At 45.6% G+C, this 11,923-nt stretch carries 8 protein-coding genes; 1 reads left to right on the top strand and 7 read right to left on the bottom strand.

Annotated features, from left to right (window positions below; all coding sequences use genetic code 11):
- Positions 1–1,835 (top strand): SgrR family transcriptional regulator (locus AACT21_RS00515; RefSeq protein ID WP_339373618.1); only part of this gene is annotated, 1,835 nt, incomplete at its 5' end.
- Here the strand turns inward: AACT21_RS00515 and AACT21_RS00510 are convergent.
- The 7 genes from AACT21_RS00510 to putA form a co-directional block, all read right to left on the bottom strand.
- Positions 1,832–3,247 carry a coniferyl aldehyde dehydrogenase gene (locus AACT21_RS00510; protein WP_017049360.1) on the bottom strand — a complete coding sequence of 472 codons (1,416 nt, stop codon included), beginning with the start codon at positions 3,245–3,247 and terminating at the stop codon, positions 1,832–1,834. The genes AACT21_RS00515 and AACT21_RS00510 overlap by 4 nt on opposite strands.
- Before the next feature lie 21 nt (positions 3,248–3,268).
- Positions 3,269–3,751, bottom strand: coding sequence for an Lrp/AsnC family transcriptional regulator (locus AACT21_RS00505; protein WP_010317305.1), 483 nt, complete (start codon positions 3,749–3,751; stop codon positions 3,269–3,271).
- A 221-nt stretch (positions 3,752–3,972) separates the two neighbouring features.
- Positions 3,973–5,862, bottom strand: a complete 1,890-nt coding sequence (locus AACT21_RS00500; protein ID WP_013868194.1) for a methyl-accepting chemotaxis protein — start codon at positions 5,860–5,862, stop codon at positions 3,973–3,975.
- Between the two features lie 218 nt (positions 5,863–6,080).
- Positions 6,081–6,308, bottom strand: coding sequence for a hypothetical protein (locus AACT21_RS00495; protein ID WP_013868195.1), 228 nt, complete (start codon positions 6,306–6,308; stop codon positions 6,081–6,083).
- A 215-nt stretch (positions 6,309–6,523) separates the two neighbouring features.
- Positions 6,524–8,014 carry a sodium/proline symporter PutP gene (gene putP, locus AACT21_RS00490; protein ID WP_017044927.1) on the bottom strand — a complete coding sequence of 497 codons (1,491 nt, stop codon included), beginning with the start codon at positions 8,012–8,014 and terminating at the stop codon, positions 6,524–6,526.
- A 68-nt stretch (positions 8,015–8,082) separates the two neighbouring features.
- Positions 8,083–8,781 carry a 1-pyrroline-5-carboxylate dehydrogenase gene (locus tag AACT21_RS00485; RefSeq protein WP_017042347.1) on the bottom strand — a complete coding sequence of 233 codons (699 nt, stop codon included), beginning with the start codon at positions 8,779–8,781 and terminating at the stop codon, positions 8,083–8,085.
- A gap of 21 nt (positions 8,782–8,802) precedes the next feature.
- On the bottom strand, positions 8,803–11,923 hold a 3,121-nt coding region (putA, locus tag AACT21_RS00480), incomplete at its 5' end, for a bifunctional proline dehydrogenase/L-glutamate gamma-semialdehyde dehydrogenase PutA (protein ID WP_254917144.1).

Raw genomic sequence — 11,923 nt, 5'->3', positions numbered from 1 at the left:
ATCAAGGAGGGCAAAGCGCAAGGCCGTGCGAAGAACTGAACTGCCTATCTCTTCCCTTTCATCCAGAGGATTTGCGAGTGTCTGATCTTACTTTATTACGTTATTACACACGCCTGACCGTGCTTGGTGTGGGTCAAGAGATTAAAGTGTCGTTAACACAGGTTGCAGAATGTTTATTCACCTCACCGCGTCATGCACGAAATCTGGTGGCTAAAATGCAGCAACAAGGTTGGCTCAAGTGGCAACCCAAAGTCGGACGTAACCAACGCTCGATACTGCGCCTGAACCTCGATTTAGACACAATCAAACAAACGCTCGCGAAAGAGCAAATTTTGGCTGGGAAATATGAAAAAGCCTTAACCATACTAGATAATGATGAGGTAGTGTTTGGGCGTTTGTTGCAAAGTACTTCCGGCGCATCTATTCGCGAAGGTCGCTTACACATTCAACTGACGTATAAACGACCATTTGAACGGCTAGTGCCCCATCAAATACAGCGTAGTAGTGAGCGATTTCTGCTCAGGCAAATCTATTGCTGCCTCATCCAGTGTGATGAACAAGGACGCTTTCATCCAGAATTAGCCCATCACTGGGAGTATGATGCGCAACATTTTCAGTGGGTATTTTATCTTCGCCCCGGATTAGCGTTTCACGATGGCTCACCGATTGATGCTAATACGATCGTGAGTTTATTTGCCAAACTCTCTAGTTTGGAAGAGTACAAAAAAGAGCTCGCGCATTTGGTTGATGTAAGCGCACCACAACCACAAAAAGTAGTATTTTCTCTTAATCAATCTGATTTAGGATTTGCAGGGTTGCTCTCTGGCGTCAAATATTCAATTCAACCAGCCAGCCAAGTGAACAATGCATACTCCCCAATGGTGACAGGTTGTGGCCCATTTCAAGTTCGAGATCACTCACCTCACAAACTCATTTTAAGCGCATTTGACCAATTCTATGGCTGCCGAGCTTTAACGGATCACGTCACAATTTGGATTTTAAATGAAGACGAGTTGTACCCTCAAGGCATGCATATCAAACAAAAAAATCAGCAACAAAACATCTCTTGCCACCACGATGTAGAGCTGAGTAACGTTGAAGAACTGGCGATCATCACCTCTAATCAATCATCAAGAGTGGAAGATGGTTGCATGTTTATTTTGTTCAATCAAGGTGCTCATTCACCTCTTAATGAAAATCAGAAACGCTACCTAGCTACCGAGATATCTGGAGAAAAACTAGAGCACTATTTAGCACAACAACCAACTAAGTTTGACGCAGTCGTTGCCAGTAACCTACTGCCAGTATGGCAACCTGTGGTGCGACCACCAGCGCCCAAAGCAAGCCTGCCAAATCAAATCTCGATTGCCGTCTATGACTACACGGTACTGATTCATTGCGCCTTCGGTGTGAAACATATTTTAGAGGAGATGGGGCTGGCTGTTGCCGTCAACATTTACTCCTACCGAGAATTGAATTTTCTGGCCCAGCAAGGCAAATTGTACGAGACCATAGTTATCACCAATATTAATTTAGATGACAACCGGCATTTCAGTGCATTTAGTCACTTATTTGGCAACCCAATGTTACACCATTGCATTGGCCCCGCAGAGAGCCAATGGCTGCTCAAAACGTTAATCGACATTCGGTCAACGACACCATTGACACACTACCTTATCGCGTTGGAACCGCTAGCATCGAGTTTGATCAACGAATACTGCCTCGTCCCTTTGTTCCACCATAAGCAAACATTACGCTTTCAGGGAGTGCTCAAAGACGTTGCACTGACCAACTGGGGATGGCCTGATATTAAAAATGTGTGGTCCATTGATTAGCGAATAAATAGCCTGCGTAATATTGCCAGCATCACTAAACGATAACGCAGCATCCACTGGCTACGTGGCAACCAACGCTTAGAAAACAATACGGTTTTGGCGTGTGAAAAGGTCTTAAAACCTTCAATCCCGTGATAGTGCCCAACCCCAGAATCGCCAATACCGCCAAAGGGGGCATCATCGGCGGCCACATGTAACAGAGTATCGTTCACAGCTAGGCCACCACTATGCGTTTGTGTACTAACCTGTTTGATCACCTCGTGATCATCACTCATTAAATATAAAGCTAACGGACGTGGGCGAGCGTTGATATAAGCTATCGCTTCATCCAAACTGTGATAGCTCAATATCGGCAATATGGGGCCAAATATCTCATGTTGGGATAACAACATATCAACCTTCAAATTCGTCACTAAGCAAGGCAAAAATTGATACGTTCCCGCTTTTGCATCGCCTTCTACGGGATGCAATGTGGCCCCTTTTTGTTTAGCATCGTCTAAGTATTGTTGCAGCCTATCAAACTGGGTTTGATTAATAATATGTGACGTATCATAGCCATCTTTAGTGGAAAAATAGCGCTTAAAGCGTTGCAGATAGAGCTCCACAAAGGCTTGTTGTTTGCCTTCCGGCAGTAAAACATAATCAGGAGCAACACAGATCTGCCCTGCATTGATGGCTTTGCCAAGCATGATGTTATCAACGCTACGCGCAAGGTCAGCATCAGGTGCAATGATCACGGGGGATTTCCCGCCAAGCTCTAACGTTACTGGTGTTAGGTTTTTCGCAGCCGCTTGGGCAACCAATTTACCTACCGGTGTTGACCCCGTAAATAACAGATGATCAAAGGGTAACGCACTGAACTGTGCGGCAACGTCAGCCCCACCTTCTACAGTATCAACCGCTTCATCGACCGTCGCAAAAATACGCATCAACACTTGGTTGGTGCAGGGCGTATATTCGCTCAATTTGACCATAGCGCGATTACCTGCTGCCAATGCGGTGACTAATGGAGCCATACTGAGCACGATAGGAAAATTCCAAGGTACAATCACCCCCACAAGACCCAAGGGTTGATAGTGAACGCTCACTGTCGACGGCAGTAATAGCCAACCTGCATGACGCGATTGCGATTTTGTCCACGATTTGAGGTGTTTTAGCGTGTAATTAATGTGTGAAACGGCCGGTAGCAGATCGCAAACCGTACTATCAAAGCGACTTCGATAACCATAATCCCGATTTAAGGCCTCAACGAGCGCTGCCTGTTCACTGAGTAACGCAGTTTTTAAGCACTGCAACCAAATACGTCTTTGCTCAAGGCTAGGATACGGCTCTGCTATTGTCTGCTGTTTTAATCTAGTAAAAAGTGTCGTAACGTCTTTAGTTAAGGGCTGTTGCTGTTCTGTTTCTTGCACCGTATTTCACCTCATTCGCAGCTAAGGCAGCGTCTTGGAAATGAGCTCAGGATTAATGCCAAAGCTGGCTTTATGTTCTTCAATCACAAATTCACTGCGCGTTTGAATCACTCCCGGCAATGTACCCAACTTGCCAGACATAAAACTTTGGTAGGCTTTCATATCTTTCACTCTCACTTTGATCATGGTGTCAAAATCACCGGACAATGAATAACATGCTTCAATTTCTGGGATGTCCGCCACTGCTTGTGAAAAACGCTCAAAAATAGAGAAACTGGTTTGATCCAATCGAATATGAATGAACACTTGTACATCCAGACCTAACTTTTCTGGGCACAGTTCTGCATGGTAGCCTTTGATATACCCTTCCTTTTCTAAGCGTTTGACACGATCAGAACAAGGAGATGTGGTTAAATTCACCAACTTTGCTAGCTCAACAACGGGAAGCCGTCCTTTACTGTGCAAAATACGTAAGATCTGTTGGTCGATGCGGTCTAGGCTCATGGTTTTGCACGGCGCTCAAAAAAAAGTGATATGGCATACAATAATGGCTTACAGCGTTAAACCAACCTATCATCACAAGGCATTGTGATATAAATCACATAGAATAGGGGAACGTTAGAATAAAAAGACTGAGGAGAAAAAAGGAAAAGAAAGTGAGCAAGCACCCACTTTCTTGGTTGTAATCTATTTATCGCCTCTTTACTTTGAGTACGTTGAGATGATTACAGTTTGAAGCGAGAAATTTCTTTATCTAACTCATTCGCTAAACGGTGCATTTCATGAGCTTGTTGCACTGCATTTTGCGCATCACTGGCGAGTTGGTCGCTGACTTCACGTACCGATTCGGTGTTGCCATTAATATCCGCTGTCACCAAAGATTGCTCTTCTGCTGCTGATGCAATTTGTGTCGCCATATCACTGATCATCTGAATGGCTTCGCTGATTGCGTGTAAGCTTTCTCCTGTATGGTTCACATCTTGCACACTTGTTTCGACCAGTTTATGGCTTTCCGTCATGACAGAAACAGCATTGGTCGTTACCTTTTGCAAACCGGAAATTTTAGACTGGATCTCCTCGGTAGAGGCATGAGTACGCTGAGAAAGCACTCGGACTTCATCAGCTACAACCGCAAAGCCACGACCTTGCTCTCCGGCGCGCGCCGCTTCAATCGCCGCATTCAAGGCCAACAAATTTGTCTGCTCTGCAATCGAGCGAATGGTCGACAGAATGGTTGAAATCTCATTAGCGTGCACTTCTAATTCACCAATGATGCCCACAGCACTGCTAAGCTCTTGTGCTAACTGATTGATTGACTGTTTACTTTGTTGCATCTGGCGATAGCCTTGTGCGCCAAGCTCAACCGATTCATTGGCATTTTTAGCGGTATTATCAGCATTGCCCGCGATTTCAGCGGTCGCAGATGCCATTTCAGTTACCGCAGTTGCAACCATAGTAATTTCATCTTGTTGAGTACGAATCCGTTCACTACGTTGACTGGCTGAGCTCGCGGCCTGTGTCGCTCCTTGGTTAAGGGAAACGGAAACATCACGCACGCTTTGCACCATGACATGGATGCGATCGACAAATTTATTGAACTTATCCGCTAAGATACCGACTTCATCATCACTGCGAACGGCTAAACGACGGGTTAAATCGCCATCACCTTCGGCGATATCTGACAAAGCTTGAGCAATATTACTCAACTCATTCAACTGACGAGCGACGAACCATGAGGTCGCTAATGCCAAGATCACTAAAATCATCAAGCCAATCAAGCTCTGTTTCAATAGCATGTCATTGAGTGGCTGTTCAAGAACCGTTTTGTCCATCACCATAACCAACAGCCAGTCGGTATGTTCAATACTTTGCGCCATCAATACTTTGGCCTGACCATCAATATCAACAAAGAGTGGTAATTGAGAATTTGCCGCCTCTGATATGCTTTGAATGGTCAGTTGTGAGGCCATTTCTTGGGTAGGTTTTAAAATAAGCTCTTGATTGGGATGGGCAACAATTAGCCCCTTGGTATTCACCAAAATAGCATTGCCCTTCCCGGGAACCTCAATAGCTAAGACATCCTTGATCAATTTACCCAAAGCTAAATTGGAAGCGGCGACGCCAATCAGTTGGCCATTTTGACGGACAGGTTCTGCCAATGTCACCACTAAGGTTTGCATGGTAACGCTGACGTAGGGGGCGGTTGTGATCGGTTTACCCGCGACTTTGGCTTCTTTATACCAACCACGCTCACGAGGATCATAACCATTTTGGTTACGCGATCCGTCATTGCGGATCATATCGCCCTGTTCATTACCGTAATAACTCAGCCCAAACTCACCAGACTCCAAGGTTTGGCGTAGGTGAGGAACAATGTCTAATTGTGGATTACGCTCGATTTCGTTTTTTAATCCTAGCAGCGTTTTTTGTTTGCCATTAAACCAGTCACCAATCCCTTTTGCATGAGCCTGTAATGTATTACGCGCTTCACTCTCAATCGCTCTCCAGCTGTCGGTTTTAAAGGTTTGATAGCCAACCATAACCAATGCAGCGGCTGTCAATGTAATAGCAGCAACCACAGAGAACACCATTTTTCTCTTTAAACTCAATTGCATTGCAATGCTCCTTGAAGCTTGTTCACCAAAGTAATGGGCTTGAGAGTATTACAACTATGGATTATTACTTTGCCTAAGTTCCCAATACTTGACACTCGTGCAATAGAACGGCACGTGAATGTGCACTAAATCAAACTTAGTCAGCCGAATAAAAGCAAAATTATCTTTTGAGCGAGAGGCGCACTACGCCAAAAAACTTAGCGCAGTGCTGGAAGTATTTAGAGAACGCGGACGCGTGAGAAGTCGGTGTGGCTTAATGTTGATGGGTGATTACATACTCGGCAAAAACCTTGCTTTTCCATTTTGTAATGAGGTTCACCTTGTATAATGAGCGCAAAAAACTTTTGAACACCTTGCCACGTTGAACAAGGTTCTGACTGACAGCGCTTCATCACGACTTTATGTGGTGTCTCTTTACGACAACAGGTGCAATAAGCTTTTGACATGGTCCAATAATCCCTACAATTTGCATCATTATTGATAATTGACACATTTTGCGCCTACAGGTTCATTTTTCTCAAACTTTAGTGTGTGTTTCGTGAGCTATCTTCAAAAAACGTCCATCCCAATCTCCTTATTTTCTGCTAAGCACACTACACAATCTAACCTGTACAAAAAAGCCCCTCAGAAAGGGGCTAGTTATTGAACAACGGTATGAATGTCAATCTAGTTCAACCAGCTGCTTTTTAAAGGTCACGTGCTGTGCTCTCACGCTCTCTTCGGGTTCAGCTGTCGCTAAGCTCACCACAACGATCGCAAGTACAGAGAAAATGATCCCAGGAACAATTTCATACACATCAAACCAACCGCCAGACAGTTGTTTCCAAACCACAATTGTCACGCCACCAACAATAATGCCGGCTAGTGCACCATTGCGGTTCATTCGAGACCAATAAAGGCTCAATACCACTGCTGGGCCAAATGCGGCGCCAAAGCCCGCCCATGCATACGAGACTAAGCCGAGCACGGAACTATCTGGTGTCATGGCCAGCACTAACGCAACGATAGAAATTAGAATCACAGCAAAGCGGCCAACACGAACGATCTCCTCCGACGTTGCATCTTGCTTGATGACTTGCTTGTAAAAATCTTCCGCTAACGCAGAGGAAGAAACTAATAATTGCGAGTCAGCGGTACTCATAATTGCCGCAAGAATAGCCGCAAGCAAAATACCTGCAATAACTGGATGGAAAATCGCATTCACTAGCAGCATGAAGATTTTTTCACCATCTGCCAGCTCCAGCGAACCAGTGTTCGTCACATAAACAAGCCCAACTAAGCCAACCAACAAGGCTCCCGCCATGGATAAACCAGTCCAAATGACCGCAATACGACGTGCTGTGGTGAGATCTTTATTTGAGCGAGACGCTTTAAAGCGCGCCAAAATATGGGGTTGACCAAAATAACCAAGCCCCCATGCCATTAATGAGATAATGGCAACACCCGTTAACGGCTCACCTTTCACATCATGCCACAGCGTCAATAGCTCTGGGTTTATTGCGGATAGATCTTGACTCAGTTGACCCAAACCACCGTTGATTGCCGCGATGGGTACAATCATTAATGCCGCTGCCATCAATAGGCCTTGCACTAAGTCAGTCCAAGAAACGGCTAAAAATCCACCAAACAGTGTATAAGACACCACACAAATGGTGCCAATAATAACTGCGGTTGAATAATCTAAACCAAATACCGTTTCAAATAGTTTACCGCCAGCCACAAGGCCAGAACTGGTATAAAAGAGGAAGAACAGCAAAATAAAGAAGGCTGAAATGGTTTGAATCAGTTTAGATTTATCATTAAAACGGCGTGATAAAAATTCAGGTAATGTTAATGAATCTGTCGTGATGCTATAAGTGCGCAAGCGCTTAGCATTCACTAACCAGTTCGCCCATGTGCCCAATAATAAGCCACCCGCTAGCCAGAAAGCCTCAATACCAGCGGCGTACGCGTAACCAGGTAAACCGAGCAATAACCAACCGCTCATATCAGATGCACCCGCCGATAAAGCCGCAGGCCAAGGGCCCAGTGATCGCCCTCCTAAGAAATAATCTGCGGAGTTTTTCGTTCGAAGGTATGCAACCACACCAATAGCCAGCATCAAAATAAGATACAGGATAAAGGTGGTTGTAATAGCAAAGCTATTTTCCATTGTGTTTGTCCTCTTTAAAAGATCGCCTTCCATGTCCTCTTCCGAAGAAGAGGATAAAACAGAAAGGATTAATGGGTTTCGCTACCAAGCTCAAGCAAGGTCGCATTACCACCCACTGCTGTTATATTTATTGTGCGAGTACGCTCGGTAATAAAGCGCAACGATAAGTGAGGATCATGAGCCACGGGGATCGCGCTCAAGTCCGTTTCAGAAACTAGGCTGACAATCGCACCATTACGATCAGCTAGCTGACGGTTGAGGCTACGCTCAACCGAAGTGTTCCCAACGTAACCTACACTTCGAACGTCCGACGCCATCAACGGATGATAAGCATCAAAAGACGTAAACTGAATGAGATTAGTAGGGAGTGTTGACTGCTCAAATGCCGCTTGCAGTGTTCGAATCAACATTGCATCGTCACTACATAAGACGACGCTATTGCCTGCCACAAGAGCGGCACAAAGCTGAGCTGCCACCGCCTGTTGCGCTTTATCACTGTGTTCACCTTGGATGATCACAGCCACGCCCCGACCTGCGGTGTATAGCTCATTGGTTTCTCCAGTAGGACCGATCAATTGATGCGAATGCGCCAACAGCGCCGATGCCTGATGAAGATGGTAAGAAATCACTGTTGCCAGTTGTGGCATAGCGCTTTCTAGTAGATTTTTAAATGAAAGTAAGCACTCACATTTAGAATCAAAATCGGTGATATTCCAATTTTCCCATGCTGAAAAAGCGTCAGAAAAACGTGTTACTTGATGAACCATGCTAATTCTCCTGAGCCTTTATTACTGAGAAAATTCAGTTTGAGTAAAACGGTATAAGTAATGTGGGCCACCTGCCTTTGGTCCGGTACCAGAAAGCCCCTGCCCACCAAATGGTTGCACGCCCACCACCGCACCCACTTGATCACGGTTGATGTAACAGTTACCTACTCGGGCGTGTTTTTCTATCCAACGATACGTCGTTTCATTGCGGCTATGGATTCCCATGGTTAAACCAAAACCAGTTTGATTAATTTGCTGCACGACATCGGCCAGCTCACGCGCTTTAAAACGCACGATATGTAAGATCGGCCCAAATTGTTCTTCGGTTAAGCAGTGAATATCTGAAATTTCAAAAGCCGCTGGCGGTACAAAATCGCCGTGTTGGCACTCCGAACTGAGTTCTAATTGCGCAACTTTGGTCTGTGTCTTGGTCATCTGTTCAATGTGAGAGAGCAACTTTTGTTTGGCTTTTTCATCAATAACAGGGCCGACATCTGTACTGTGGAGGTAAGGAAGACCAATCTTGAGCTCATTCATCGCACCATGAATCAAGCTGATGATGCGATCGGCAATATCCTGTTGAACAAATAGCACTCGTAATGCAGAGCAGCGCTGCCCAGCCGAAGCAAAGGCAGAACGAATCACATCTCTCACCACTTGCTCGGGTAAAGCCGTACTATCAACGATCATCGCGTTTTGCCCACCCGTCTCTGCAATCAACGGTACTGGCGCGGCGTCACGTTGAGCGAGAGCTTGATTGATACGTTGCGCGGTCGCCGTTGATCCAGTGAACGCGACACCGGCAATGGCAGGGTGAGAAGTCAGCGCACTGCCAATTTCTGCACCACGTCCAGGTAACAATTGGATAACGCCAGCAGGAAAGCCAGCTTCCAACATCAGTTCCACGGCACGCGAAGCAATCAAACTGGTTTGTTCTGCGGGTTTGGCAACGACCGTATTACCCGCCACTAACGCTGCCGTGATTTGCCCAAGAAAAATCGCAAGAGGGAAGTTCCATGGGCTAATGCACACGAAAACACCGCGACCTTCACGGCTCACTTTACGCTTTTCATTATCAAAACTCGTCACTTCAAAGGGTGTTAACGCGGAAACTTGTTTGGCGTAATAGCGACAAAAATCTACCGCTTCGCGGACTTCATCAATGCTATCGTGAATGGTTTTCCCTGCTTCGTGATGACAAATGGCGACCAGTTCAGCCAAGTTCTCTTCGAGTAAATCAGCAAGTTTATCAAGTTTGCCCGCGCGAACGCTGTGCTCTTCTTGCTTCCAAGCAGCAAAGGATTGCTCCGCTATTGAGATAGCTTCGGAAACATGATCAAGGTTGGCAAATACCACTTGTCCAACATGCTTCCTACGGTCATACGGCGCAGTCACAACTTCCGGCGATGCCCCTGCCTTGATCATGCTTTCGAGTAGAGCAACACCATTGATGATAGGAGAAGCATGCCACTGTTTACTGAGCCAACATTCTACTTTCGCTTCAAAAGGCGTTGCCTCACTTTCAATATCAATATTGACACCATAGGAATTAACGCGCTCGGCAAAGATGTGCGGTGGCAAAGGAATTTTGTTATTTGGTAAAGAATCAAACGAGAGCAACATATCGACAGGATGTTGCGTTAACGTATCAATAGGACAACGAGCATCAACTAAACGATGCACAAACGAACTGTTCGCACCATTTTCAAGCAATCTACGAACTAAATAAGGCAGTAAGTCTTTATGACTACCTACTGGAGCATAAATTCGCACCGATTGTTGATAGGCTTTCATTGCATGATGATAAAGAGCATCACCCATGCCATGCAGACGCTGGAACTCAAAATCTTTGTGTTGTGACATCACCGCAATCGCGGTCACGGTTTGTGCATTATGACTGGCAAATTGAGGGAAAATATGGCCACGAACGCCCTCACTTAAAAGAAAACGAGCGCAAGCCAAATAGGCTACATCAGTAGCTTCTTTACGTGTGTATACCGGATAGTTGCTGTAGCCACTTTGCTGAGACCACTTCACTTCGCTATCCCAATACGCCCCTTTGACTAAACGCAGTGGGATCACATCACCTTGCTGTTTCGCCAACCCATTAAGCCAAACTAAAACGGGTAAAGCGCGCTTAGAGTAAGCTTGTACAACTAAACCAAATTTCCCCCACCCTTTCACGGGTTCACTGCGATATATCTTTTCAAATAGCTTTAATGACAGCTCTAAACGGTCTGCTTCTTCTGCATCGATAGTGATCGCCACATCCAGCTCGATAGCACGGGCTAAAAGCTGTAGCAGTGTGCTATAAAGCTCGCTCAGCACGCGCTCTTGATTAGCCACTTCATAACGCGGATGCAATGCAGAAAGCTTGATTGATACGGACGGTGCCGGGCTGGTTGATAAGCCATATTTCTCGCGGCCAACCGCCTCAATCGCCATCAAATAATCTTTGAAATATTTATTGGCATCGGCCGTGGTTAACGCCGCTTCACCGAGCATATCAAATGAATAGGTATACCCTTTATCACGCATAGGACGGCCATTTTTTTGTGCTTCTTCAATGGTTCGGCCTAGCACAAATTGGTGGCCCATCACCTTCATCGCTTGGTGCATCGCCTTACGAATCACTGGCTCAGAAAGCTTATTCACTAGACGATTAACCGCCTGCGTTGGACTAGTCGTATCCACATCAGCAAGGCCAATCACTTTACCAGTCAGCATCAACCCCCACGTGGACGCATTGACAAAGACAGAGTCAGAATTTTTCAGATGAGATTTCCAATCCGCAACGCTGAGGCGATCTTTAATAAAAGCATCCGCGGTTTCCGCATCGGGAATGCGCATCAGAGCTTCAGCCAAACACATCAACAAAATACCTTCTTGCGTATCTAAACTGTACTCAAGTAATAAGGCATCGATCATTTGCACCGCTTTTTTGTCGGCTCGGATCGCTTCGATTAACTGGGTTGTTTTATTTAATATCGCCGATTTTTCTGATTCTGTAGCTGTTGCCAGCGGTAATAACTGCTTCAGCCATTGAGATTCGTCCACCATATAAAGTGGAGAGATCAGCGACCACAGCTTATCAAGCGGTTGCTCGATAAACTCTGCATTCAACACAACTGTTGCTGTAAAA

Source organism: Vibrio sp. V08_P9A1T1, from assembly GCF_963874405.1.
Taxonomy (GTDB): domain Bacteria; phylum Pseudomonadota; class Gammaproteobacteria; order Enterobacterales; family Vibrionaceae; genus Vibrio; species Vibrio anguillarum.
This window is presented reverse-complemented; position numbering and strand designations above follow the sequence as displayed.

Bases quoted from the DNA above. Each gene is read 5' to 3' on its own strand.
- AACT21_RS00500 (WP_013868194.1), bottom strand. From the start codon at position 5,862: ATGCAATTGAGTTTAAAGAGAAAAATGGTGTTCTCTGTGGTTGCTGCT.
- AACT21_RS00495 (WP_013868195.1), bottom strand. From the start codon at position 6,308: ATGTCAAAAGCTTATTGCACCTGTTGTCGTAAAGAGACACCACATAAA.
- putP (WP_017044927.1), bottom strand. From the start codon at position 8,014: ATGGAAAATAGCTTTGCTATTACAACCACCTTTATCCTGTATCTTATT.
- AACT21_RS00505 (WP_010317305.1), bottom strand. From the start codon at position 3,751: ATGAGCCTAGACCGCATCGACCAACAGATCTTACGTATTTTGCACAGT.
- AACT21_RS00485 (WP_017042347.1), bottom strand. From the start codon at position 8,781: ATGGTTCATCAAGTAACACGTTTTTCTGACGCTTTTTCAGCATGGGAA.